We start from the raw sequence: 25,161 nt of genomic DNA on the forward strand, positions 1-25,161 counted from the left end.
GGAGGAGACTGCGAGAAATAGTCGTTGAAACGGCGGAGATCCCGGTCGGACCAGTCACCGCGATCTTTTTTAAGAATTTTTGCGATTTTCCGATTTTTCTCTAAGCCACAAGAGCCGCTTTCCAGGCACTTGCTTAGTGTTTCTCTCGCATATTCGCGCTCATATACGGCAGCTGCACCGCCGTAGAACCACGTGAGTATGGCATGTGATCGCGCATCATTGCCGTAGAGCTTGGGTAAGTTCAGAAAAGGAATGGGGCGCCATTCTGAGACTAGCCAGTGCTCGTAGCGAATCGGGCACTCAGGGCTCTCAACAAAGCCATTATTGATCGTTTCCGCGGTGCCGGTGAATGCCAGTGATGTATTGCTCCACAATACCGACGAAACAAGGAGTGTCAGTGTTATCCAGAGGGTTTTAAACGGCATCTTCCCAATCCTTGTCGTCTGTCATCGCTGGCTGGCAGCAAATTGCCTACAGGCAGTATGGGGTCTTAAAGGAAAAGTGTACCGGGGCTTCGGCTGCGATGGGGGGCCGTATTCAGGGGGGTAGCTTTTCGTGGCTTCAGTTGGCTGTTGGAGAAGGCAACAAGATGAGTTGCTTGAGAGCGGTCGTTTCGGTCGCCTGATGCGTTACGAGCAGTTTGAAAGTCGCTGTCAGCGGCGTTCGGTATATCTAGGTGGGGTTCAGCAGTCAGGCAGTTCGTAAAAAAGCAGTTGGCGCTCGCTTTCTTAGTAATGGCCCGCCCGAGAGGATTCGAACCTCTGACCTTTGCCTCCGGAGGGCAACGCTCTATCCAGCTGAGCTACGGGCGGGTGAAAAGAGCGCGCACTATAGCAGAGGCCCCGAGTCGGCTCAATTGCCTTGAGGGCTGCCGATGTGCGATCTTTTCAGGCTGGCGTCGCGTACAGAATAGGCGGCCTGCGCTGGATTGGCAGGCCTGGAGTGGAGTAATCGAGGGCATCCGGCTATAATGCGCGCCAGAATTTTCAGGCTGTGCAGCCGCAATTTCCGAGAGGGTGAAAAACGGTGAAGAATCAGATGGTTAAAATGCTGGTAGTGGTTGCAGCGTTGCTGGCGGCTATGTCTGCGTGGGCGCTGACCGACAAGCAGCGCGCGGAAGTGGAAGCGCGCATCGCGCCGGAAGGCCAGGTGTGTCTGGAAGGCGACAGCAGCTGTGGTGCAGTGGTTGCCGCCGCAGGCGGTGCAGCTAAGTCCGGTGAAGAAGTTTATAAAGGAAGTTGCCAAGGCTGTCATGCGGTTGGTGCAGGCGGTGCGCCGAAGCTGGGTGATGCTGCAGACTGGGCCGCGCGCACCGAGAAAGGTTTGGACGCTGTTTACGCCAATGCGATTAACGGTTTCAGCAACATTGGTATGATGCCCGCTAAAGGGCTGTGCATGAGCTGCTCTGACGACGAAGTAATTGCCGCTGTTGATTACATGATTGAGCACAGCAAGTAACAAGGGACGACGAGGTCGTTCAGAAAGCCGCGCATTGCGCGGCTTTTTTTTTGCGCTGGAGAAAATGCTCGTGCACCGTATCCGGCAGTGCTGCGTAGTAAATGAGCAGATGCTGGGATACATTAAGTGAAGAATAAGAAATAGCGGGGTGGGTAATGCGTAGCACGGTCTGGCTTGTCTTTTTGTCGACGGTTTTGCTTGGCGCCTGTGGTTCATCGTCGACGTCTGGCAGTAGTGGCGATTCGGCAGGCTCTGGGCAAGTGGATGGCGAGGTGCCGGGTGAATCAGCGGGCGGCGAAACGCCAACGGTCGCTGAGAGTTTTGGCGAACCTTTAAGCAGCCAGATTCGACCCGGGGTAGAGGTGGTTGCCGATGGCGCAAGCTGTACCAGCAATTTCCTGTATCAATTGAATGATACGACGGTGTATCTGGGTGTTGCGGCGCACTGTTTCAGTCCGGATACCAATCAGGGCGTGGACCCCTGCGAGGCGGCGAATTTGCCGCTAGGTACGCCTGTTCAAATCCAGAACGCGGCTCAGCCGGGCGAGCTGGCCTACAGTAGCTGGCAGGCTATGCAGGAAGTTGGCGAATCAGCGGGCTCTGCGGCATGCACGCATAACGATTTTGCGCTGGTTAAGCTCAGTCCCGATGACCTCGCCAATATTCACCCCGCCACGATCGCCTTCGGTGGACCAACGGCACTGGCTAGCCAGCTGGCTTCGGAGGGCGAAGCGGTCTTTGTTTACGGCCAATCGCCTTTCCACTTTGGCGTGCGAGAGCTGGAAGCGATGAATGGCAGCGTGATCGGTATCGCTCCAGAGGGTTGGGCTTACGATGTGTTAACCGATACGCCTGCTATTTCCGGTGACAGCGGCGGCCCCGTTCTGGACAGCCAGGGGAGAGCGCTGGCGGTGACGAGTGCGCTGTCGGTATCGTTGAGTTTAACGCCGGTGCGCAACAGCGTGACGAACCTTGCGCGCGCACTGCGCTATGCCAAGGACAATGGGTTTATTCATCAGGACGTGCAGCTGATGACCTGGGCTGAGCTGGATCCGAGCGGCGGGCTTTAATCTGCTTGGATGTTTAGCGGGCGTCAGCCCAACATATCGCGCAGGCTGGCAAGGGTTTCTCCGCCGCGCTTCTGATTCACGGCGGGGTCGGCGTCGGCCCGGCCCTCCCACTCCACATCATCCTGTGGCAGCTCGGCGAGAAAGCGGCTGGGTTCACAGGTAGTAAATTCCCCAAAGCTTTTTCGCTTGGCACAGTAAGTCATGGTGAGTGTTTGCTGGGCGCGGGTGATCCCCACATAACAGAGACGGCGTTCCTCCTCGACCATGTCGTCGTCGATACTGTTCTGGTGCGGCAGCAACCCTTCTTCCATGCCGATCATGAACACGTGGGGAAACTCCAGGCCTTTCGCTGCGTGCAGGGTCATGAGCTGGACTTGGTCATCACTTTCCTCTTCGTCGGCCTGACGCTCCATCAAATCGCGCAGCACCAGGCGGCTGATGGCTTCTTCAACACCGTCGTCCCGCTCCTCATTGTTGAGGCTTTGCTCGATAGAGGCGATCAGTGTGTTGACGTTGGCGAAGCGGCGTTCGGCGACGGCGATGGACGAGGAGTTCTGTACCAGCCAGTCGAAATAGTCGATGTCGCTGACCAGTTGCTTGATCGCGGCAATCGCGTCATCTCCGTAACAGCGGCGGCGCAGGCCGTCCAGCCATTGGGTGAACTCGCGAAGACGACTGACCGCTGCCTCGGGTAGCTGTTGCTGCAGGCCCATTTCCTCGCAGGCCGAGTACAAGCTGATTTCACGCTGCGTCGCATAGTTGCCCAGGGCTTCGAGGGTAGAGGTGCCAATCTTCCTGCGGGGTACATTCACAATGCGAAGAAAGGCATTGTCGTCGTCCTGATTAATCACTAGCCGCAGATAGGCCATGATGTCTTTGATCTCGTTACGCCCGAAAAACGAGGTGCCGCCACTGAGTTTGTAGGGAACCTGGTGGGCCTGGAGTTTGAGTTCCAGCAGTCGCGATTGGTGATTGCCCCGGTACAACACGGCGTAGTTGCCGAAGCGCCCGCCCGTGCGAATTTTGTGGTCGAGGATTTCCACGGCAACGCGCTCGGTTTCGGCGTCTTCGTTGCGGCAGCGCAGAATCCGAATGTGCTCGCCGTAACCCAGATCGGACCACAGCGCTTTGTTCAGGTCGTGAGGGTTGTTGGCGATCACGGTGTTGGCGGCTTTGAGAATGCGCGCGGTGGAGCGGTAGTTCTGCTCCAGCTTGACCACTTTCAGGTGAGGGTAATCCTTGCCTAGCAGTGACAGGTTTTCCGGTTTGGCACCACGCCAGGCGTATATGGACTGGTCATCGTCACCGACCACGGTCAGGCCTTGGCGATTGCCAACCAGTTGCTTGACCAGCTTGTACTGGGCGCCGTTGGTGTCTTGATATTCGTCTACCAGCATGTAACGGATACGGTGCTGCCATTTGTCGAGAATATCCGGCCGCTGTTCAAACAGCAGCGCAGGCAGCAGGATCAGGTCGTCGAAATCTAGTGCATTGTAGGCTTTCAGGGCTTTCTGATAGCGGATATAGGCTTGCGCGCAGAGCATGTCGGCGGGGCCTTCTGCCTCGGCGACGGCCTGTTCCGGCAGCACAAATTCGTTTTTCCAGTGGGAGATCCGCTGCTGGATGCGATCGGCCTGATCGCCGTCGCTGCCGTGTTCCTGAATCAGCAAGTCGCGGATCAGTGCCTGGGCGTCCTGTCCATCGAAAATAGAAAAGCCGGATTTGTAGCTGAGGGCAGCGTATTCCCGGCGAAGAATGTTCATGCCGAGGTTGTGAAAGGTCGAGACCGTCAAACCGTGCGCGGCTTTGCCTTTGACCAGTGCGCCGACGCGCTCTTTCATCTCCCGGGCGGCCTTGTTGGTAAAGGTCACCGCTGCAATATGGCGCGCCGGGATACCGCACTTTTCGATCAGGTACGCCATTTTGCGGGTAATCACGCTGGTCTTGCCACTGCCAGCACCTGCCAGCACCAGTAGAGGGCCGTCGATGTACAGCACCGCTTCGCGTTGTCGATCGTTGAGTTTGTTCACGCTTTGCCCAAAGGCCGGAGAAATGGCCGGCAATTGTAGCAGCGCTGTTGGCGGATCGACACTGGCTCGCGTCGCGCGCCGCTGCGTTCAGACATAAAAAAGCCCCGCGCTGGCGGGGCTTGATAGGAAAGGGTGGCGCCTACTGGCTGCGGACACCAATCACCAGCTCTACAAAGGCTTCTTCGCCGTTAGAGCCGTCATTGAAGGTGGTTGATCCCACGTCGGAGGTTGCCGTTACCAGCAGCGAGCCGTCAGCGCTCACCAGAAACTCCAGCGTAAAGAATTCATCACCGCCTTCATCAAAGGTCGCGGAAACGGTATTGCCTGTCTGAGTGAACGTAAAGGTGCTGTTATCGCTGGCGTCGTCGGTGAAGTTTTCAAGCTTGTTGGTGGGTACATTAACCTCATAGGATTCGTCGTTACCCGCGTCGATGGTCAGCGTTCCGTTAGAGCCGGTGCTATCGAAGGTCAGCGTGGCACTGAGAGTACCGTTACTGATATTGGCAAAGTCATTCGGCCCAGCGCTGCTGTAACTCTCCGTATCACCCACGGCAACCATGCTGTTGATACTGCGCAGCTGGTAGCTGTTCCCGGCAACGCTGTTGTCGGGTGCGCTGTCTTCCAGTGCGGCAATCCGGCTGGCGTTGTCGTTAATGGCGCTTACCAGTGCCTGGATAGTGCTGTTAACGTCGGCGGCGACCGCTGGTGAGCCTGCGGTAAATGTGGTGATGTTTTCGTTATTCACGGGGCCTGCAATAAGTAGTGAGCTGGACAGCGTGAGAGCGGTTGCGATAGCGAGTACGTTTTTCATGATGTCCTCCTGAGAACATATCTGTATTCGGTGTTGATTCGTGTCTCTAATTCTTCGTGGCTAACTGGCACTACTGCCAGTTAGCTTCATCCCAGTTAAAGTTGTCCCAAACAGCGCCGTCCGGGCTGTCACAGACATCACCGATACCGTCATTGTCGTCATCGGCCTGGTCTGCGTTGGCGTTATTCGGGCAGTTGTCTGCGTTATCGCCGACGCCGTCGCTGTCAGCATCGCTGGATTCATTCGGGTCATTCGGGAAGGCATCACTGTTATCCCCGACACCGTCGTTATCGGAGTCGAGGGTCTCCGACGGATCATTTGGAAACGCGTCACTATTGTCTCCGATGCCGTCACTATCTGAGTCCGCGCTTTCACTGGGGTCTAACGGAAAGGCGTCCTGACCGTCGTTGACACCGTCGCCGTCGTCATCAGGGTCGGCATTATTGCCCACACCATTTCCATCAGTGTCGGTGTCTTCGCCGGGATCTAGTGGGAAGGCATCATTAACATCGTCTACGCCGTCTCCGTCGTCATCGTTATCACAGGCGTTGCCGAGGCTGTCGTCGTCGCTGTTCAGTTGGTCGGCGTTGGCCGTATTCGGACAGTTGTCGCCATTGTCGCCCACACCGTCGTCGTCGCTGTCGACAGTTTCATCTGGGTTGCGGGGAAAGGCATCTTCGTTGTCGTTAACACCGTCGTTGTCATCGTCGTTATCGCAGGCATTGCCTTGGCCGTCGTTGTCAAAGTCGGCCTGGTTGGCATTGGCGGTGTTGGGGCAATTGTCATCGTTATCGGCGATGCCATCTTCGTCGATGTCCGGCGTGGTTTGTGCGGGGCTTGGATCTGCGCTCGCACTGCCGTTTGCCAGGGCGTCGCTATTGGTGTCGACGCCAGTGGCTGCTTGCTCGCTGACGAGTATTGACTCGACATCGCTAACCAGCGTGTCCGTACCCGGAATGGTGAGGCTTGATGGGTCGACATTCACTTGGCTGGCAACGTCGCCAACATCGGCAAATTCGGCAATCGGGTCGCCGTTTGCCAGACCGTCGACCTCGCCATCTGACAGGTCAGAGGCCAGCGCGGTGAGCAGCGAGTCGGTCGTCGCCGTGGTTGAGGCATTACTGCTTTGCGCGGCGTCTTGCATGTTTACCAAGATGGCGCTGACGGCTTCGATCGCTTGTCGGTAGGCGGCAACCTCGGCCAGCGACGCGGTTGTTGTCGTCGCGCTGGTGACCAGCGGCGGTGTCGTGTTGAGGTTCGTACCTGCCGCCAGGCCAAAGCCCAAGCTGCTGGAGACTTTCGCCGAGGCGATGGTAAATGCCGCAATCAGTTCGGCTTCGCTGATGCTGCCATCGTTATTGCCGGAAAAGCCACCGCTACTGCTGTCGGCTTTCGCAACGGCCAGGTCATAGGCCAGTGTCGTCAGCGGCGAGGGATAAATGGGGGCGTCCGCCGCATCGCGATTACTCAAAAGCGTGCGGAAGACCGTGACGGCCGGTGCGGCATTGCTGGCCAGGTCAACCGTGTCGTCATGGGCCGTGATTTCAACAATCAGCGCACCGCTATGGGACGCGGGAATATTGATGCCGGTAATGGCTGCCTGAGCGTTCGTGCTGCCGGTCGAGAGCACGTCGCCTTTTGCCTGTGCCGCGCTACCGTCGACACTGAATATCTGGACCACGGCATTGGCCATGGGTCCTTTGACCGGAGACCCTGACAGGTCACTACTTGATCGGGATGAGCTGCCGCCACCCCCTCCACCGCCGCAGGCGGCAAGCGCTGCAGACAGCATTAGGCTCAGCGCAGCCGAACGGCCTGCGCTTCTTCGTGTCGAGTGCATCGATGATCTCCTCTCTACTCTTGTCACGCTAGGGGCGTGATGACTGCCGTTTTTATAGTTTTAGTAAAAGTAGCAGTGGATAACGGCGTGCGCAAAAAAGGATCAGAAAAAACGGCTTGCCGCTGCGCCTATCGCAAGTGAGCAACGAGCAGTGAGTTAATGTGATCGGGTTTTTCAAGGCTCATCCAGTGCCCGCCTTCAAGGCGCTGGTACTGCCAGCTTCCGTCGACCCAGCGCCGCGAGTTGAGCATCTGGTCTTCCGTCAGAAAGGGGTCTGCCGTGCTCCATAGGGCTAGCGTGTTGGCGCTAACCCTCGGCAATGGGGTCAGCAGCATGGCGGCCATATTCGCACGGTAGATGCGCACCGCTGCCTGAAGGCGCCCTGGCTCAGCGAAGCGTGTCATCACCTCGTCCATGTCGGGGTGTGAGCCGAAAATGCGGCGCAGCGAGAACCGCCCCCGCCCGGCCAATAGTCGGTCTGCAACGCCGCCGAGTTGGAAGAACAGGGTGTACCAGCCTGCGCGTTTTTGGCCCCATCCCGCTCTGGCATAGGCAGTGGGGTGCCCGACGGACATCACTGCGAGTTGCTGGCATTGGTCTGGTGCGGTACCTGCCAACACCCATGCGATAACAGCGCCCCAGTCGTGCCCGACGACATGGCTGCGGCGAATACCGAGCTCTGTCAGCAGTGCCAAATGGTCGGCGATGATGTGGTCGACGTGATAGTCGGCCTTCTTCGGAGCCATATCGGATTGGCCGCAGCCGACAGTGTCGGGGGCGATGCAGCGAAATCCGGCCTGATGCAGGGCCTGAATTTGCGGCATCCACATCGTCGCCTGATCCGGAAAGCCGTGCAACAGCAGTACGGCGGGGCGATCAAGGTCGTCCGGTGCAGAGTCAAGGTAAGAGAGCCGGAGGTGGCGGTGTGTGAAAAAGTGGCGTTCGGGCATCACGGCCTCGTCTCCTGAGTCGGGGGGCGTTGCAGCAGATGGCGAATAATGCGCTGCATAAAAAAGTGAAAGAGTGCGGGGCAGTGCCGGGCAAAGCCTGCGGTAAGGCGGCTGCGAATACCGGGGATAATCATCCAGCGTCCGGCGTCCAGTCCCCGGATGATACTGTCGATGGCCTGTGGCGCCTCCATTGAGCCCGCAATGTCCTTGAGCTGAAGTGATACCGGGTCGCCGTCTTGGCGTTCAGCCACCACCATTGGGGTTCTGACCTCGGGCGGGCAGATGCAGGAGATGCCAATGCCCAGCGGCTCGTACTCGTAGCGCAGGGTAGTAGCCAGCCCGACAACTCCAAATTTTGAGGCGCCGTAGGCCGCATAGGCGTAGTTGCTGACCAGTCCGGCCATCGACGCGATGAGCCCTAGCCGGCTGCCAGCCTGCATGTGAGGCAAGACGGCTTTGGCAAAATACATGCTGCCGTTGAGGTTGATGTCCACAACCTGCGCAAAGTCCTCGGGCGTCATATCCGTGAAGCGGCGATTCAGGATGATGCCCGCGCAGTTAATTGCCAGCGCAACGGGACCGAAGGCCGACGCCCCGTTGCTAACTGCCTGCTTGAGTGCTTGCGTATCGCGGATGTCCAGCGGATAGGCCTGCCATTGATCCTCCGTGCGTGCAGCGTCAGCAAGTTGCTGCCGAGCGTTGTCGTCGAAGCCTAGGTCGATCAGTGACAGGCGATGCCCACGCCGTAACAGACGTATTGCCAGTCCAAGTCCCAGTCCGCTTCCGGCGCCTGAGACAACGCAGTGACTGTGTGTGGTCATGGTGATTTGTCCCCAATAGTAGATATCTCAGCCTAGAGTTGGCCGCTATCGCGCAGCCATTGTTCCGACCGGCGCATTCCCTCGGCGAGGGATATTTTGGGGCGGTAGCCCAGTTGATCACGTGCCTTGCTGCCATCGAAACCGCCACCGCGATTGAACATCCGTATGGTGTCCGGGCAGGTTTCATCGTGCTTCCCTCTAAGGTGATTCAGCGCTTGAACCAGCCTTGCCAGAGGTAGAGCCACGCTGCTGGGCAAGCTGGGCGGGTTCCCTTTGCGGCCCGCCCAGCGCCAATGGTGGCCGAAAAACCTGCGACAACTGACGGCCTCTTCTCCCCAGAGAATATAGATCTGCCCGCTGGCGATCTCACTGTGTGCCGCGAGCAAGGTGCCGTCGACCAGATCGTCGATATAGACCGGCGTAAAAACCCCATTGCCGCCATCGGGAAGCAGCAGACGGCCCGCTCGCGCCATCTTCAGCGGTTCCAGCAACCAGGCGCGGGAGCCGGGGCCGTAGACGTCGCCCGGTCGGATAATGCAGCAATCGAGGCGGCCCTGTGCGTGGGCGGCGAGTACGAGGTGTTCGCTGGCACCCTTGGCAACGCCATAGCGGCAGTGCTTGCCAATCACGACGGGCCAGGTCTCGTCAGCGCCGTCGGGGTAGTTGCAGCCCATGGCGAGAATTGATGAGAAGTGCACAAAACGCCGACACCCTGCCCGCTGCGCAACATCGAGAGCATGACTTACACCCTGCACGGAGATACGACGGTATTCCTCCCAATCTGCAGCCAGAGAGACGACGGCGGCGGTGTGGATGAACAGCTCACAGTCTTTGGCGTGAGGCGCCCACTGCTCTGGTTGGCAAAGGTCGGCGCCGACAATCGATTGGGAGGGGTCGGCAAGCAGATCCATACCGCGAACTTCACAGCCAAGTGCGCGGTATCGCTGCATCAAATGCTGGCCGATAAACCCACTGGCTCCGGTAATAAATACCCGCTTGGGTAAGTGGCCGAGACTCATCTGGCGCGATGGCTGTAATCGGCCGCTGCGGGACGAATATAGCGTGCCGGCTCCATACCGCGTTCTTCTACCAGTGCATCAAACATGTTCATGATGTCGCTGGCATCCATGATCCCGAGGTAATTGCCGTCATTATCGAAATTGACATTGGCACCGTAGACCACCATCACCGCCACGGCGGGTTCCGTGGCATCAGCGGGCACCATAAATTGATGAATTGAGCCGCCGGGTTCATAGAGGTAGCTGCCTGCGGTTTGTGGCTGATCGGGGTATTCCGCGTAATGCCAGCTTCCAGAGAGTGTGAATAGATGAACGGTGCCAGTGTGATAGTGGAGTGGGAGTACAACACCGGGGTGGAAAACGGCGCGCAACACCCAAACTCCTTGGTGGGGGTCAAGGAAAAGTGGCTGGGCATCGACGCCGGGAACGCCGGGAAGGGCATCTTTGTACATCGGCAGATCGTGGGTATTGAGGGTGAGCAGTTCGTCGTGTGCAACGGCAGGGGTCGGTATCATGCGTATTTCCTTGTGATGTTTGTTGTTATTGCTTGCACAGTAGCGGCACTTTGCATGCAATACTTGATATATTGCGAATTATTGCTTGATAAATCACGAGGATGGGAGTGAGCTATTTTGTTCGCAGCGGCGGTCTGCTCGGGTTCAGCGAGTGGGTTCGTGATAACGGCGAAAATCCCAATATGCTCATGGCAGAAGTTGGGCTGAGCCCCGCTGCCTTGTATGACAGCGACTTGTATATACCCTACCTGGCATTGGCGCGGTTGATGACTGTGTCAGCACAGCGGTGTCAGCGAGAGGACTTCGGTATTCGTCTGGGAATGCGCCAAGGCTTGGAGGCTGTGGGTGCGCTGGGCTCGGCGATGTGCTTGCAGGCAAACCTGGGCGATGCGCTTAGGCTAATGCAGCGTAACCTGGAGTTTCATGCGCGCGGTGTGCTGATCGCGGTTAATCAGAGCGAGCGTTGGCTGGAGCTCTCCATGGACTTTGCTTTTGCCACAGAGGAGGACTGTGACCAGCTGGCGGGGCTCAGTCTGGCGTTATTATGTCGCTGTCTTCAGCAACTGCAGGGCGTGCCCAGTTCTCCAGCAGCACTTGAGTTAAGGAATGGTACTGCTGAGCCGGGCGTATATAGAGAGCTTTTTGGTTGTGAGCCAGTGGTCGATACACGTCGAAACTGCCTCATCTACCCCATTGAATTATTAGCCGAACCGGTGCTCGTCGCTGCGGATCTTCGGGCGCGATTGAGTCAGCAGTGGCAGAGTAGTCGTCAGCGACCGGAGCGCGACTTACAACAACAGCTGGAGAAGGCGATTACTGCGTTGCTGCCAACAGGGGAGTGCAATCTTGCGATGGTGGCGAGAATTGTAGACTTGCACCCGCGAGTGCTACAGCAGCGATTGGCGGCGCAAGGCAGCAGTTTCAGCGCATTGCTGGAGAGTCGGCGCCTGCGCCTCGCCAAGGAGCACCTTGCGCACAGTGATATCGATCTGACGACACTGGCCTTGAATCTTGGTTACGCCGAGTTGGCCGTATTCAGTCGTGCTTTCAAGCGCTGGCAGGGTGTCTCGCCCCGAGCGTGGCGGCGTCAACAGCAAGCTGATCGCGCTTAAAGGTCTCCCCGGTAGGCCACCGCTTCCTGAAGGTGGGTAGCGTCAATCCTGGCGTCGCCGCTCAGATCGGCGATGCTGCGTGCGACTTTCAGCAGGCGATGGTGGGCGCGGGCACTGAGTTTAAGTCGCTCTTCCGCCTGCCGCATAAATTGTTTTCCAGGCTGATCCAGTGTGCAGTGCCGCGCCACATCCGCAGCGGAGAGTTGCGCGTTGACGGTGTGTTGCCTTGCTGCCTGTCGTCGCCGGGCAGCGCAAACACGCGCCCGCACTGTGGCACTGGATTCTCCCGGCGGTGCGTCTTGTAGCTCGCCGATTGGCATACGATGAATGCGCAGACGCAGGTCAATCCTGTCCAGCAGCGGGCCGGAAATCCGGCCCCGATAACGCTGAATCTGGTCCGGTGTGCAGCGACAGGCCTGCTGGGGATCGCCATCGTAGCCACAGGGGCAGGGGTTCATTGCCGTAATGAGCTGAAATCGAGCCGGGAAACGCAGCTGCTGACTGGCTCGGGAGATCATCACTTCGCCGGATTCCATCGGTTCGCGCAGGACTTCCAATACTTTTCGCGGGTATTCCGGGAGTTCGTCGAGAAACAAAATGCCGCGATCCGCCAGGCTGATTTCGCCGGGGCGCGGATTGCTGCCACCACCCACCAAGGCGACCGCTGACGCCGTGTGATGAGGTGCGCGAAACGGGCGCTGCAGGCTAAGCGGCTTGCCGACGATCGATTGCATGATCGCAATATCCCGCTGCTCATGTTCAGTGAGTGGCGGTAGAATGCCTTGAAGCCTGTTGGCGAGCAGTGTTTTTCCCGTACCGGGAGGGCCGCTGAACAGCAGGCTGTGTCCCCCTGCTGCGGCAATTTCCAGCGCGCGCCTTGCCAGCAGTTGCCCTCTTACATCACTCAAGTCCGGGTAGGGTGCCTCTCCCGGTGTCCCGATGGCGGGTGTTTCTGCGTCGGGCAAAGGTAGCTGTCCACTCAGGAAGGCCACAACCGCCAACAAGTCTGGCGCTTCTTTTAATGTGTCCGCGGCGATCAGTGCATCGAGACCGCTGTTGGCCGTGGGCAGAACCAGTTGGTGTCCCGCGTCGGCACAGGCTAAGGCGGCGGGCAGGGCAGCGTGAACCTGACGCAACTCGCCGCTCAGCCCCAGTTCCCCGATGAACTCGAACCCGTCGGTTTGAGCCTGCTTCAGCTGGCCGGTGGCGAGCAGAATACCGATGGCGATCGGCAGGTCAAAGCGACCGCCCTCCTTGGGTAAGTCGGCTGGGGCGAGGTTGACGGTAATGCGACTGACGGGAAACTCAAAGCGGGAATTAATCAGTGCAGATCGCACCCGGTCCTTGGCTTCGCGCACGGTCGCCTCGGGGAGTCCGACGATATTAAAAGCGGGCAGTCCGGCGGAAAGGTGAACTTCTATCGTGATGAGCGGTGCATCAATACCGAGTCGTGCACGGCTGAGAACGGTGGCAAGTGGCATGGCAGCATCCCTGCGTATGACGATTCTGCATCCTGCGGAATCGTTAGCGGATTATTGGCCGGTCTGTTCGGCATCGATCTGTGCGGTAAGTTCTGCAAGTTGTTTTTCGAGCGCTTCCACTCGAGCGCGGGTCCGCTGAAGAACCGCCACTTGGGCATCGAATTCATCGCGGGAAACCACATTCATCTTGCTGAAGCCACTCTGCAACAGTACCTGGAGCTTGGCTTCCATATCCTGCTGTATGTCCGGACCTTGGCTGATCAGGCGGCTGGCCTGTTCGGCCAGTTGAGAAATGAAGTCGGGTTTTGCCATCTGAGATTCCTCACTGCGATGCCGGAAGTTTAGCGTATTTAGCGGTTCGATAGCAGGCGGCTGTGGCGTTAACGCTACGCAACTGTCCTGCGAAGGGCGGGCCTGGGAGATGTGATGAATAACGAATTTCTTATGTGGGGCCAAAATGGGGCGTGCTTCTGCCTTGGGGTAGAGATTGCAGACGTAGGCAAGTGCAAGGTGGTTATTTTTTGCACTATTTGTGTGCGTTTTGTGGCCTCCTTTCATTTGGTATGGGTTTTTTTGGTGCGCAAAGCGCCTTTTTAGCCAAGAAATCTCCAAAAAATGCCCTTTTTTAGCAGTGATTTTTTCTGGCACACCCTGTGCATAGTGGTAGTGCATGTGAAGTTCAGGGCGCTCCCCTAAACCGCATATCTAAAGAAGACTGAAGACAATATTTGGAGACTAGAACATGAACGCTTGGAAAAAAATGCTTGGTGTTGCTGTGGTAACCACTGCTCCGATGGCTGCCTCGGCGGGAGAAATCAGCGGTAATGTTGCCTGGACAACCGACTACTCCTTCCGCGGTGTATCACAAACCAACGAGAAAATGGCCGTACAAGGCGGCTTTGATTATGGCTTTGAAAGCGGTGCCTATGTAGGCGTTTGGGCATCGAACGTTAACTTCTCTGACGGCAAAAGCTCTGTAGAACAGAACAGCACTGAAACTGACTACTATGTTGGCTATGCCTTCAATGCTTCAGAGTCAGTAAGTGTGGATCTGTCTGTATGGCAGTTCACCTATCCCGGTGCTGAGTCCGCGTCTAACTACCAAGAGTATGTTGCGTCGGTGTCAGTCGCAGACTTCACTTTCGGCCTGGTTTACTCACCTGATTACTTCGGCGAGGGCATTATTGACGGAGGTAATGGTTCTGCGACGGTAATTAGCGTTGACTACAGTTTGGCGCTGCAAGAGAACATGAGCATGGATTTCCATGTTGGCCAAACCACGACTGAAGAAGATGGCATCGTAGACGGCGATGACAGCTACGTGGATTACCTGATCGGCCTGAACTACGATGTTGCGGGTGTCACACTGTCTCTGGCCTACGTTGGCACAGACATCGGCAGTGGTAGCGACAACGACGAAGATCGCGCCATCTTCACCATCTCAAAAAGCCTGTAAACACACCTTGCGGGCGCCTGCCGCCCGCACTTAACCGGTTTTCAGCAGGAGATAACCATGAAATTAATCACAGCGATTATTAAACCCTTCAAACTTGACGATGTGCGGGAATCGCTTTCCGACATCGGTGTGCACGGCATCACTGTCACGGAAGTTAAGGGCTTTGGTCGCCAGAAAGGGCACACCGAGCTGTATCGTGGCGCGGAATATGTTGTCGACTTTCTGCCCAAAGTAAAAATTGAAGTTGCCGTTGCTGACGGCGCCGTGGATTCAACCATTGAGGCCATCAGCAAATCCGCTAACACCGGCAAAATCGGTGACGGCAAGATCTTTGTTTCTGCACTGGAACAAGTGATCCGTATCCGTACCGGCGAGACCGGCGAAGAAGCGATTTAAGTTTTTAAGGTAGAGCTGATGGCGCTGCCGACAACAAATTAATACAGATTTCTCTTTCCCTTTGGAGGGCACGTGATGGAAGACATCATACAAGTCAAATACGCCCTGGACACATTCTATTTTCTTGTCTGTGGCGCGTTGGTAATGTGGATGGCGGCTGGTTTCGCCATGCTGGAGTCGGGCCTCGTCCGCTCTAAAAACACGACTGAAATTCTCACCAAGAACATCTCTCTGTTCGCCATCGCATGTACCATGTACCTGCTGTGCGGCTACACCATCATGTACGGTGGTTCCGAGAGCGGTATCCTGCCTGACAGCTGGTTCGGTAACAGCATCTCTGATGCGTCTGTCGAAGAAGTGCTGGCGTCTGACGGCGAGATTTACTATTCCGGTTCTTCTGACTTCTTCTTCCAGGTTGTCTTCGTGGCGACTGCGATGTCGATCGTCTCTGGCGCCGTCGCTGAGCGTATGAAGCTGTGGGCTTTCCTGGCCTTCGCGATTGTGATGACTGGCGTCATCTACCCGCTGCAAGGCTCTTGGAGCTGGGGCGGTGGCTTCCTGTCTGAAGCGGGCTTCTCTGACTTCGCAGGTTCGGGCATTGTTCACATGTGTGGTGCTGCTGCAGCACTGGCCGGTGTGGTCTTCCTGGGCGCTCGTAAAGGCAAATACGGCCCGAATGGTCAAACCAACGCGATTCCCGGTGCAAACCTGCCGCTGGCAACACTGGGTACCTTTATCCTGTGGATGGGTTGGTTCGGCTTCAACGGCGGTTCTGAGCTGATGGTGTCCAACATCGACGAAGCTAACGCAACTGCGCAGGTGTTCGTGAACACCAATGCGGCGGCAAGTGGTGGTCTGATTGCTGCTCTGCTGGTTGCCCGGGTTCTGTTCGGTAAAGCTGACTTGACCATGGCTCTGAACGGCGCACTGGCTGGCCTGGTTGCCATCACCGCTGATCCGCTGTCTCCCGGACCGCTTGTCGCGACTCTGATCGGTGCTGTTGGTGGTGTACTGGTTGTGTTCTCCATCCTGGCGCTGGACAAAGTAAAAATCGACGACCCCGTCGGTGCGATCTCTGTGCACGGTGTGGTAGGTCTCTGGGGTGTGATGGCTGTGCCGCTGACTAACAGCGACGCCAGCTTCGGTGCCCAGATCTATGGCGCGGTTGTCATCTTCGCCTGGACCTTCATCGCAAGCTCAGTCGTGTGGCTGATCATCAAAGCGATCATGGGTCTGCGTGTGACCGAAGAGGAAGAATACGAGGGTGTCGACCTGTCCGAGTGTGGCATGGAAGCGTACCCCGAGTTTACCAAAAACGCGTAACCACTCAGGTCTTGCAGAGGGCGCTCAATGAGCGCCCTTTTTTTTGCGTGGCGTTTGCGAACGATGAACGGCTCGGCTTGCCTTGGCTGCGGGGCTGGGCTAAGTTAGCCGCCATTGAGTCAAATTTGGAGTATGTTTCGCCATGAAATTGGTCAGTGCAATCATTAAACCGTTCAAGCTCGACGATGTTCGTGCGGCGCTTTCCGAAATCGGGGTTCAGGGCGTGACCGTGACCGAGGTAAAGGGCTTTGGCCGCCAGAAAGGGCACACCGAGCTGTATCGTGGGGCTGAGTATGTTGTGGACTTCCTGCCCAAGGTTAAGCTGGAAATTGCGATCGGTGATGAGCAGGTTGATAAAGTGATCGATTCGATCACCAAGGCGGCCAACACCGGCAAAATTGGCGACGGCAAAATTTTTGTTAGCCCGCTGGAGCAAGTGATCCGGATTCGCACGGGCGAGACGGGCGAAGAAGCGATTTAATTCCCGGCTAACGGGACTTTCGAGATGGCGCTGCGGCGCCATTTTTTATGCCTGCTGTGGCGGGGTATTTTCAATATATTTCTATTTTTCTTCGGATGTTTTTCTCATAACAAAAAAGCCTAACGACTCGCTTGTCAGACGATATTTCTCCGCAGTATAAATGCCGCAAACGGTGATTTCTTCACGCTCGGAGGGTAGTGAGATGGGATCGAAAGTCCGTGAAGTCGAAAGCAAAAAGCACCATGTGAACAGCGCTGTTCCAGCGATGACCAACCATGACCGTATGCGTGAGCAACTCGCTCGCGATGTGGAGAGTTTTCTCTCCCAGGGCGGCCATATCACTCACCTTGAGCCCCATGTGCGTAGCGGCTATCTCAACGACGGTGATCAGGACGGCTTCTGATCAGCGGAGCTGCTGCAGTTCATCGAGCAGCGCGGGTAGCTGGCGCCAATCGTCAAAGTAGCCCTCGGCGCCTTCATGTCGGGGGCGGTCCACACCGGGCATCAAGGCTTGCACTGCTCTTAACCCTGCGTTGAGCGCGCCGTGAACATCGTCCTTTGGGTGATCGCCGATGTGCAGCACATGGCCTGGCGCATATCCTGCTGCGTCGCAGGCCGCCTCAAAAGCCGCCTCGTGGGGTTTGCTGATCCCGATATCCTCGGCCTTCAGGCTGGCTTTGAAAAAGCGGCTGCAAGGCAGGCAGCTCAGGTCGGCATTGCCATTCGTTAAACTCACCAGCACGTATCGTTGGCTAAGCACTTCCAGAACGGCTTCCACATCGTCGAATAGCGAGACTCGCTGGCGCGCGTCGAGGAAGTCGGCGAATACCGCGTTGGCGATGGCTTCGCTCTGTTCCCCATAGTCGCAGCTCTGCAGCGCCTGGATCAGGCTGATACGCCGCCAGTCACTGATGTGGTGCCGCAGCTCGGGTCGGTGCTGCAGCAAGGCGATACGCTGCTGACGGAGGTCGTCCGGTGTATAGCGGGCTACCAACCGGGGCGCTTGCCTCTCCAGCTCACGGTAGAAAACGGCTTCGGCGTGCTCCAAGACCGGTCGGCTTGGCCAGAAGGTATCGTCGAGGTCGAAGCTGATGGCGTGGATGCGGCCCATGCTTAATCCTTTTTTCTCCGTCGTCCAGCGCGGGGGTGGGCTTGGTCATACACCCGCGACAGATGTTGAAAATCGAGATGGGTGTACACCTGCGTCGTCGACAGATTGGCGTGCCCGAGTAATTCCTGTACGCCACGCAGGTCGCTGCTGGATTCCAACAAGTGACTGGCAAAGGAGTGCCTCAGCATGTGCGGGTGAAGATTTTCGGGGATACCCTGTTGTCGGGCCCGGTATTTCAAGCGCTGCTGGATAGCGCGATGCCCCAGCCGCCGCCCTTGCAGGCTGGTGAACAGTGCCTCGTTGTCACTGTGTGGCCGAATGCGCAGCCAGGCATTCAGCGCGCGTACGGCCATTCGTCCCACCGGCAGGTGGCGACTTTTCCTGCCTTTGCCCGTGACCAGGACAAGGCCTTCGCGTAGGTCTAGATCACCCAAATCCAGCGAAGCCAGTTCAGCGAGACGCAGTCCGGAGGAATAAAACAGCTCCAGTATGGCGCGATCGCGAAGGTCGATGGGCTCGTCACCGGGAAAAGCGAGTAGCTGGTTGACCCGGTCCGCGTCCAGCGTTTTGGGTAAGGGGCGACCACGTTTGGGCGCCGCGATACCTTCGGCAGGGTTGCGTTTGGCGCCGTGGTAACGCATTTGATGCTTGTAAAAGCTGCGCAGTGAAGACAGTAGCCGCTGGATACTGGCTGGCGAGGCCTTGTGACTGCGCTCTGCGGCAACAAGCTGGCGGATGTGTCCGCTGTCGAGCTGTGCGCTGTCTGTAAAATGGTGTTGAGCGCAAAAGCTTTCCAGCGTCACCAGGTCGCGTCGGTAGGCCTCCAGCGTGTGTGGAGACAAGCGGCGAACATTGGCCTGGTAGCGGAGAAACTCTTGAACCTGTTCCTGCAATGGCATGGTGCGATCTTGTCTGAAGGATGCGCACAGCTTAGGGCTGTGCGGGAAGAACGGCAAGCTGGCATCGAACTATGCGATGCATTCCGGCTTCCAATCCGGCGTCATTGTGGTACAAACAGAAACGATGGCTGTGAAGACAATAAACACAATAGAGAAGCCTATGAGCGCTCCACGTATGCCGCAGATTCACGAATCACCTCCCTGGTGGCGGACCCTGCCGGAAGACTTCTACTGTCAATCGGATGGCACAGAGCTGGATGGCGAGTCCCCCATTCAGGTATACAGCACTGCCGCCGCGGATCGTGCATTGCGCAGTGTGCTGGGCTGCGCGATCAGCGCGTCGCTGCTACCTAAACTGGCGCTGCAGCCTCGGCTGTTGTCGGATGAGCGGCAGGCCATGGATTTTTATGCCGCACTGGCAGAACAGCGGGATGCGGATCGGGTTTTCCCTGTGCCGCCCGCGGTCAATGTCTGTGCGCAGTCGCCATCGCGCTGGCAGCGTTGGCGAGAGCCGGCTCCTACCTCACTGCTCAGCTTCGACAGTCCATTCGAGCCGTTAAATCCGGAGATGACCGATCGCTACTTGGCGAATCGGCGGAACCGGCGTGCTGAGGTGCAGCTCTGGAGTCATCCGGAAGGGCCGCGCCCCACATTAATTTTTGTGCACGGTGTGGTTGCCAGCGATTATCGTTTTAACAGTCGCTTTTTCTCGCTGCCGTGGTTCTATGAGCGCGGCTACGATATCGCCCTGTTCACCATTCCCTTCCACGGAAGCCGGGCAGAGCGACGTTCGCTGTTCAGTGGTCAGGGGCTGTTTAGCGGTGGTTTCTCGCAGCTCGCTGAGGGAATGTTGCAGTCGATCTGTGACTTGCGCGTGCTGTTTGATTATCTGGTTGCGCGGGGCGCACCGCATGTGGGGATTTCCGGCCTCAGCTTGGGGGGGTATCTCAGTGCTCTGCTAGCTGTTGTAGAACCGCGTCTCGCGTTCTGTATTCCTAACTCGCCACTGGTGGCGCCCGTCGACACTATTCGCAGTTGGCAGCCGACCAGGAGCTTTATGGAATTGATCCAACAGCGCTCAGGCCTGTCTGCTCAGGATCTGCGTCGGGGCATGGCGGTTCACAGCCCGCTGAGCTACCAGCCGGTACTCAACCCGGAGCGAGTGATGATTATCGGCGGTGCGGGGGATCGCTTCACACCGCCGCGATTTGTCCGGCTGCTGCATGCCCACTGGCCCGATAGCTACCTGCACTGGTTTCCGGGCAACCACTTACTGCATTTTGGTCGCCAGCAATACTTGCAGCTGATGCTGTCATTTATGGACAGCCACTGCCAGGGCGCGACGTTGCAGGAGCGCGGCCTGGCGTAAATCAGCTGGCAATCGGCGGATCTTCTCCCGGCGCGGGCGGGTACGACTCTGGTTCAAACTCTTCCAGGAATTCGCTGTAGTGTTGCAGTGCTTCTTCGATGTCGGCTTTGTACTTGGCAATGTGGAACAGCGCGTCGCCTTCGTAAATTAACGGCAAATAACTCCGGCCAATCACAATGCCGGCCTCATTGGCACAGATTTCCACATCGCCACCGCTGTCGCTGATGGGGTCGGAAATCACGCCTATCACTTCACCGGCTTTGACGAAGGCGCCCAGCGGGACCAGCGCGCGGAGTACCCCGCTGACCGTCGCGCGAACCCAGTAGGACTGGTTGGTGACCATCGGTGTGCGGCGCGGTTTTTTACTGCGTGAGGCGGGCAACATGCCGATGTGACGCATCACATTAATAATCCCCGAGACCCCGGCGCGAATGGCCACTTCATCGAAGCGCAGCGCTTCGCCAGCCTCGTAGAGCAGCACGGGAATATCCTGCTCGCTGGCTACTGCGCGCAGCGAGCCATCGCGGGTTTTGGCGTGCAGCATGACCGGTGCCGCAAAGGCTTCGGCCATACCGCGGGTTGTTTCGTCCTGAAGGTCGGCACGAATCTGAGGAAGATTGCCGCGATGGCGAGCGCCGGTATGCAGGTCGATACCGTAGTCGCATTGAGCAACCACCTCATTGTAAAAACTGTGCGCAACGCGGCCGGCCAGAGAGCTTTTTGGCGAGCCGGGAAAGGAACGGTTGAGGTCGCGCCCATCCGGCAGGTAGCGGTTATTGTTCAGAAAGCCGTGAACATTGACAATGGGAATGGCGACCAGCGTGCCGCGCAAAGACCGCAGCGCACGGTGTTGCAGTAGCCGCCTGACGATTTCTACCCCGTTGATTTCATCGCCGTGAATGGCCGCACTGACAAACAGCGTGGGGCCTTCTCGTTTACTGCGCACCGCCTTGATGGTGATGGACAGTTCGGTATGGGTATAGAGCTTGGCGACAGGCAGTTCGATCTGCTGTCGTGTGCCGGGCAGGATCTCTGTCCCGGCAATCATCAGTTTTTTGGCTTTGGTGGCCTGTCGGCGGCGTGTGGACTTAGTGCCTCGCGGTTCGGTCACTCATTAGCTCTCCTGGGACGTGACCGATTGATTCTACACTGCTTTTGTCTCAGATCAGCCCTTGCCGCGGGTTTTGTTTTTATAGGGCGCGGCATTTTCTTCAATAAATTTAATGATCTCGCCCGCGACGTTTTTGCGGCTGGCATTTTCGATGCCTTCGAGCCCCGGCGAGGAGTTGACCTCCATTACCAGCGGACCGCGGGAGGAGCGCAGAATATCGACCCCCGCCACATTCAGCCCCATGATTTGGGCGGCTTTGACGGCGGTGGCCCGCTCTGCCGGAGTGAGTTTGGTCAGCTCGGCGGTGCCGCCACGGTGCAGGTTAGAGCGAAACTCGCCATTGGAGGCCGTGCGTTGCATGGCGGCAACGACGCGGCGGCCAATCACCAGGCAGCGTACATCGGAGCCCCCCGCTTCCTTGATGAACTCTTGAACCAGAAAGTCCGCCTTCAATTCCCGGAAGGCATCGATAACACTCTCTGCGGCTTTGGCGGTTTCTGCGAGCACCACACCACGGCCCTGGGTGCCGGCCAGCAGTTTAACGACGACCGGCGCGCCGCCCACCAATTTGATCAGCTCCTTGGTGTTGTGAACATCGTGAGCAAAACTGGTAACCGGCATACCGATATTCTTGCGAGATAACAGTTGCAGTGCCCGCAGCTTGTCGCGGGAACGGCCGAGAGCGACCGACTCGGTCAGGCTGTAAGTGCCCATCATTTCAAACTGGCGGATAACGGCCAGGCCATAGGTCGTGATGGACGCGCCAATGCGGGGGATGACGGCGTCGAAGCCTTCCAGCTTTTCGCCCTTATACCAGATGGCCGGCTCGTTGGAGCTGAGTTCCATATAGCATTTCAAGGTGTCGAGCACGCGCACTTCATGCCCGCGTTCCTTGCAGGCTTCCACCAGACGGCTGGTGGAGTAAAGACGGCTGTTGCGCGACAGTATGGCGATTTTCATGCTGACTCTCTCTCGGCGCATTGCGCCTGTTTGCTGCTGAATGATTATTGGGCCTGGCTGACGCAGTAGGACCGGCTGGGATCCACAACATAGCGTCCGGACATTGCTGTGCGACCGATTAACATGCGAAACAACATGTCGGAACGGTCGGCCAGCGTCACCTCTGCGACAATGTGTTCGTCGCCGAGTTGCAATGCCGTTTCAATCACATAGCGCATGCTGCGATGGCCGCCGGAATCGGTGACCTGCCGGTAGTCTTTAACTTTTGCCCGGCAGCAGATTGTCTCGTCGTTGTCGTGCTGATGGGGATGGATTTTGAAGTTCACCCAGAGCTGACCGTCGATGTCTTCGGTTTGAATGTCGAAGGCGTGCAGCGAAGAGCTGCGGGCGCCGGTATCCACTTTGGCCTTGAGTCGCGCTATGCCTAATTCTGGCAGACATACCCACTCGCGCCAGCCCAGCACGGTTTGTGTAGATGGTGATGTTGTCAAAATCTGTTCCTGTCACGGCTGAATGCATAAACCTCTGTGCCAATGACAGTAGCACAGGGGCGGCGATTATGCGTGAACGGGGGAAACGGGAGAAGTGAAATTTTAAAGAAGGGCAGCCGCCTGGGGGGCGGCTGCCTGAGGGGCTTACTTACGGATCATGGTGTTGAGGGTTTTCTCGGCTTTTTCCCCATAGGGAGGCAGCATGCCACCCAGTTTCTGGAAGTTGACGCCGCTCTGTTTGTACACCGCCTTGGCGTGGCTGAAGGTAAGGAAGCCATCTTTGCCGTGATAGTAGCCCATGCCGCTGGGGCCGATGCCGCCAAAGGGCAGGTCTTCACAGCTCACGTGGAAAATGACGTCGTTGATGGTCACCGCGCCGCTGGTGCTGCGATCGAGAATGCGGCGTTGTTCCGCCTCGTTCTTGCCAAAATAGTACAGAGCCAGCGGCCGCGGACGGGCATTGATATAGTCCAGACAGTCGTCGACACTGCGGTAGCTCTTCACGCAGACAATCGGACCAAACAGCTCTTCCTGCATTACCTTCAGCTCATCACTGGGGTTCACGACCAGTGTCAGCGGCAATTTGTGGGTGCCGCTTTGCTGGCTGAAATCTTCATTGGCGGGGTTGAACTCGCGGATATCCGCCCCCTGCTCACGGGCATCGGCCAGATAGCTTTGCAGGCGCTGATAGTGGCGGGCATTAACCACGGAGCTGTAATCGGGGTTGTTCAGCAGTGAGCTGAACAAGGTGCCGAGATAACTCATGGTGCCGCTGACAAATTCCTCCAGCTTGGCCTCTGGCACCAGAATGTAATCGGGCGACAGGCAGACCTGACCGACGTTGAGGATTTTGCCGTTGACAATACGCTCAATGGCCTCGTTCATCGGGTAACTGTCGCTGATAATCACCGGCGACTTGCCGCCCAGCTCCAGCGTCACCGGCGTGAGGTTGTCGGCAGCGGCGCGCATAATGTGGCGGGCAATGGATGTCGCGCCGGTAAAAATAATGTGGTCGAAGGGGGCCGCCGAGAAGCTGGCGCCCACGTCCGGACCGCCGTTGATGGCAACCAGTTCTTCGGGCTTGAAATACTTGGCAATTAACTGCTCCATCAGTTCGCCGGTTTGAGGGGTGACTTCCGAGCACTTGATCATGGCGCGGTTACCGGCCGCAAAAATGCCGGCGAGCGGGGCGAAGATGGTGTTAACGGGGAAGTTCCAGGTGCCGATAATGCCGATCACACCCTTGGGCTGGAATTCCACGCGGGCCTTGGCGCCCAGCAGGTTCATCGGAAACGGTGCTTTACGCTTTTCCGTCTTCATCCACTTTTTCAGGTGCTTTTTGCTGTATTTCAGGCACTCAATAGTGGCGTAGATGTCAGACATCAGTGACTGGTGGCTGCTGCGGTGACCGAAGTCAGCGCTGAGCGCATCAACAATGGCATCGCGGTTGTCGAAAACAAGATCAATGGCGCGCTGCAGTCGGTCGATACGCGTTTCTGCGCTGACCGCGCCTTCGGCAAGGTAGGCATTGCGTTGTGCGTTGAGGAGGCGCTGAATCATATCAGCGGCATTATTATCAACCTGGCTGTTCATAGTGTTTCTCCCGCTTAAACTTGTTGGTTGTCAGTCTGTATTGTTATTGACGGGACGCTGCCCGTCTTGGTTGTCTCCCCACCCATGGTTATGGGTAAGGAGGCTCAGGAACATCGCTCACAAGGACTATATGCCCATGAATGCTATTTCCAGAATTTTGCTTTGCCTGTCGTTAACCACGCCGCTGCTCGCCTGCGCTGGCGAGACGCCCGAGAAGCCCCATGTTGCGGTGCAGGGATATGCCGAAGTTGAGGCGTTGCCTGACAGTGCTGAGCTGAGTTTGCAGATTGTCGCTACCCGCGATTCTGCGGCGGACGCTAAGGCTGACGTCGACCGCCGTGTTGCCAAGGTACTGGCGGCGGCACGGGGTCAAAATATTACGGATGACGCGATTCGCGCCTCGCAGATTCGTGTTGCACCTGATTACCAGTGGGAAGACGGCACGCGTCAGCTCAAGGGGCAGCGCGTTGAGCGCGAGGTGGTGATTGAATTGGCTGACCTGGAACGCTACGGCGCGTTGGTGGATGCGCTGGTGGAGGCGGGTATCGACCAGCTGGGGAATGTTCGTTTCCTGGTATCCCAGCGCGAGGCGTTGGCCGCGCAGGCTCTCAAGGCGGCGGTGGCCGATGGTCGCGAGCGGGCGGCGCTGCTGGCTGGGGAACTGGGCAGCAAGCTCGATAAAATCTACAGCATCAATGCCAATGCGACGCCGATTCAGCCTCGCGCTGATCGCGCGGTCATGATGATGGAGGCCAAGGCGGCCGATGCGCCAATGCTGCTGGGGAAAGAGACCATCTCTGCACGGGTGTCGCTGGTGTTCACTCTGGATTGAGTGGGCATAAAAAAAGCACCCAGATTCTGGGT

General features: G+C 57.5%; 26 protein-coding genes and 1 tRNA gene. 10 read left to right on the plus strand and 17 right to left on the minus strand.

The genetic code is table 11. The annotated features are described in order from the left end of the window. Together AC5DB9_RS01080 and AC5DB9_RS01085 are read right to left on the minus strand one after the other, a co-directional pair. Positions 1-425, minus strand: a 425-nt coding sequence (locus AC5DB9_RS01080; protein WP_491732022.1) for a hypothetical protein, incomplete at its 3' end; no start/stop codon positions are given. Positions 426-735: 310 nt separating this feature from the next. Then, positions 736-812 (minus strand) — tRNA-Arg (locus AC5DB9_RS01085). A gap of 214 nt (positions 813-1,026) precedes the next feature. On the opposite strand from AC5DB9_RS01085, the gene AC5DB9_RS01090 reads away from it, so the two are divergent. Next, complete coding sequence (locus AC5DB9_RS01090; protein ID WP_335986309.1) at positions 1,027-1,458, plus strand: c-type cytochrome; 432 nt, start codon at positions 1,027-1,029, stop codon at positions 1,456-1,458. A gap of 155 nt (positions 1,459-1,613) precedes the next feature. Continuing rightward, positions 1,614-2,528 carry a S1 family peptidase gene (locus tag AC5DB9_RS01095; RefSeq protein ID WP_272991376.1) on the plus strand — a complete coding sequence of 305 codons (915 nt, stop codon included), beginning with the start codon at positions 1,614-1,616 and terminating at the stop codon, positions 2,526-2,528. A gap of 23 nt (positions 2,529-2,551) precedes the next feature. On the opposite strand, the gene rep is transcribed toward AC5DB9_RS01095, so the two are convergent. From rep to AC5DB9_RS01130, 7 genes are all read right to left on the minus strand, one after another. Beyond that, positions 2,552-4,558, minus strand: coding sequence for a DNA helicase Rep (rep, locus tag AC5DB9_RS01100; protein ID WP_272991378.1), 2,007 nt, complete (start codon positions 4,556-4,558; stop codon positions 2,552-2,554). 139 nt (positions 4,559-4,697) lie between these two features. Beyond that, entirely contained in the window at positions 4,698-5,369 is a 672-nt protein-coding gene (locus AC5DB9_RS01105) for a hypothetical protein (protein WP_272991380.1), read from the minus strand. A 70-nt stretch (positions 5,370-5,439) separates the two neighbouring features. Continuing rightward, entirely contained in the window at positions 5,440-7,209 is a 1,770-nt protein-coding gene (locus AC5DB9_RS01110; RefSeq protein WP_273009156.1) for a thrombospondin type 3 repeat-containing protein, read from the minus strand. A 128-nt stretch (positions 7,210-7,337) separates the two neighbouring features. Next, complete coding sequence (locus tag AC5DB9_RS01115) at positions 7,338-8,159, minus strand: alpha/beta fold hydrolase (RefSeq protein WP_272991429.1); 822 nt, start codon at positions 8,157-8,159, stop codon at positions 7,338-7,340. Further along, on the minus strand, positions 8,159-8,980 hold the full coding sequence (locus AC5DB9_RS01120) for an SDR family NAD(P)-dependent oxidoreductase (RefSeq protein ID WP_272991425.1): 822 nt from the start codon (positions 8,978-8,980) through the stop codon (positions 8,159-8,161). The genes AC5DB9_RS01115 and AC5DB9_RS01120 overlap by 1 nt, the downstream gene beginning before the upstream one ends. Before the next feature lie 32 nt (positions 8,981-9,012). Beyond that, the gene (locus AC5DB9_RS01125) at positions 9,013-9,999 is read right to left on the minus strand and encodes an NAD-dependent epimerase/dehydratase family protein (RefSeq protein ID WP_272991424.1); all 987 of its coding nucleotides are present in this window, start codon (positions 9,997-9,999) and stop codon (positions 9,013-9,015) included. Further along, positions 9,996-10,514: a 2,4'-dihydroxyacetophenone dioxygenase family protein gene (locus tag AC5DB9_RS01130; protein WP_272991423.1), complete on the minus strand. Its 519-nt coding sequence runs from the start codon at positions 10,512-10,514 to the stop codon at positions 9,996-9,998. Before AC5DB9_RS01130 ends, AC5DB9_RS01125 begins: the two co-directional genes overlap by 4 nt. Before the next feature lie 107 nt (positions 10,515-10,621). Here AC5DB9_RS01130 and AC5DB9_RS01135 point away from each other — a divergent pair, with 107 nt between their 5' ends. Next, on the plus strand, positions 10,622-11,626 hold the full coding sequence (locus AC5DB9_RS01135; protein WP_272991422.1) for an AraC family transcriptional regulator: 1,005 nt from the start codon (positions 10,622-10,624) through the stop codon (positions 11,624-11,626). On the opposite strand, the gene AC5DB9_RS01140 is transcribed toward AC5DB9_RS01135, so the two are convergent. Together AC5DB9_RS01140 and AC5DB9_RS01145 are read right to left on the minus strand one after the other, a co-directional pair. Then, positions 11,623-13,107, minus strand: coding sequence for a YifB family Mg chelatase-like AAA ATPase (locus AC5DB9_RS01140; protein ID WP_272991421.1), 1,485 nt, complete (start codon positions 13,105-13,107; stop codon positions 11,623-11,625). The genes AC5DB9_RS01135 and AC5DB9_RS01140 overlap by 4 nt on opposite strands. 51 nt (positions 13,108-13,158) lie before the next feature. Then, on the minus strand, positions 13,159-13,779 hold the full coding sequence (locus AC5DB9_RS01145; RefSeq protein WP_272991420.1) for an accessory factor UbiK family protein: 621 nt from the start codon (positions 13,777-13,779) through the stop codon (positions 13,159-13,161). Positions 13,780-13,849: 70 nt separating this feature from the next. Here AC5DB9_RS01145 and AC5DB9_RS01150 point away from each other — a divergent pair, with 70 nt between their 5' ends. From AC5DB9_RS01150 to AC5DB9_RS01170, 5 genes are all read left to right on the plus strand, one after another. Next, entirely contained in the window at positions 13,850-14,563 is a 714-nt protein-coding gene (locus tag AC5DB9_RS01150; protein ID WP_022959165.1) for a TorF family putative porin, read from the plus strand. 57 nt (positions 14,564-14,620) lie between these two features. After that, positions 14,621-14,959: a P-II family nitrogen regulator gene (gene glnK, locus AC5DB9_RS01155; RefSeq protein WP_022959166.1), complete on the plus strand. Its 339-nt coding sequence runs from the start codon at positions 14,621-14,623 to the stop codon at positions 14,957-14,959. Positions 14,960-15,034: 75 nt separating this feature from the next. Further along, positions 15,035-16,282: an ammonium transporter gene (locus tag AC5DB9_RS01160; protein ID WP_022959167.1), complete on the plus strand. Its 1,248-nt coding sequence runs from the start codon at positions 15,035-15,037 to the stop codon at positions 16,280-16,282. Between the two features lie 142 nt (positions 16,283-16,424). Continuing rightward, positions 16,425-16,763 carry a P-II family nitrogen regulator gene (gene glnK, locus AC5DB9_RS01165; RefSeq protein WP_022959168.1) on the plus strand — a complete coding sequence of 113 codons (339 nt, stop codon included), beginning with the start codon at positions 16,425-16,427 and terminating at the stop codon, positions 16,761-16,763. Between the two features lie 202 nt (positions 16,764-16,965). Next, positions 16,966-17,166: a hypothetical protein gene (locus AC5DB9_RS01170; protein WP_022959169.1), complete on the plus strand. Its 201-nt coding sequence runs from the start codon at positions 16,966-16,968 to the stop codon at positions 17,164-17,166. Here the strand turns inward: AC5DB9_RS01170 and AC5DB9_RS01175 are convergent, their stop codons facing one another. Together AC5DB9_RS01175 and xerC are read right to left on the minus strand one after the other, a co-directional pair. Then, entirely contained in the window at positions 17,167-17,874 is a 708-nt protein-coding gene (locus AC5DB9_RS01175; protein WP_272991419.1) for an HAD-IA family hydrolase, read from the minus strand. 2 nt (positions 17,875-17,876) lie between these two features. Further along, positions 17,877-18,773, minus strand: coding sequence for a tyrosine recombinase XerC (gene xerC / locus AC5DB9_RS01180; protein WP_272991417.1), 897 nt, complete (start codon positions 18,771-18,773; stop codon positions 17,877-17,879). A gap of 160 nt (positions 18,774-18,933) precedes the next feature. On the opposite strand from xerC, the gene AC5DB9_RS01185 reads away from it, so the two are divergent. Then, positions 18,934-20,142: an alpha/beta hydrolase family protein gene (locus tag AC5DB9_RS01185; protein ID WP_272991416.1), complete on the plus strand. Its 1,209-nt coding sequence runs from the start codon at positions 18,934-18,936 to the stop codon at positions 20,140-20,142. Position 20,143: 1 nt separating this feature from the next. Here AC5DB9_RS01185 and AC5DB9_RS01190 read toward each other — a convergent pair whose 3' ends face one another. The 4 genes from AC5DB9_RS01190 to AC5DB9_RS01205 form a co-directional block, all read right to left on the minus strand. After that, positions 20,144-21,253 (minus strand): succinylglutamate desuccinylase/aspartoacylase family protein, encoded by a 1,110-nt coding sequence (locus AC5DB9_RS01190; protein WP_272991415.1) that lies wholly within the window; start codon positions 21,251-21,253, stop codon positions 20,144-20,146. A gap of 54 nt (positions 21,254-21,307) precedes the next feature. Beyond that, entirely contained in the window at positions 21,308-22,213 is a 906-nt protein-coding gene (rimK, locus tag AC5DB9_RS01195; protein ID WP_022959174.1) for a 30S ribosomal protein S6--L-glutamate ligase, read from the minus strand. Positions 22,214-22,257: 44 nt separating this feature from the next. Then, positions 22,258-22,704 (minus strand): ATP-dependent zinc protease family protein, encoded by a 447-nt coding sequence (locus AC5DB9_RS01200; protein WP_211218303.1) that lies wholly within the window; start codon positions 22,702-22,704, stop codon positions 22,258-22,260. 144 nt (positions 22,705-22,848) lie between these two features. Continuing rightward, complete coding sequence (locus tag AC5DB9_RS01205) at positions 22,849-24,297, minus strand: coniferyl aldehyde dehydrogenase (protein WP_272991414.1); 1,449 nt, start codon at positions 24,295-24,297, stop codon at positions 22,849-22,851. A 136-nt stretch (positions 24,298-24,433) separates the two neighbouring features. Between AC5DB9_RS01205 and AC5DB9_RS01210 the strand changes: the two genes are divergently transcribed. Beyond that, positions 24,434-25,129, plus strand: a complete 696-nt coding sequence (locus tag AC5DB9_RS01210) for an SIMPL domain-containing protein (protein ID WP_272991412.1) — start codon at positions 24,434-24,436, stop codon at positions 25,127-25,129. Positions 25,130-25,161 lie beyond the last annotated feature (32 nt).

It is taken from the genome of Spongiibacter sp. (assembly GCF_984394615.1).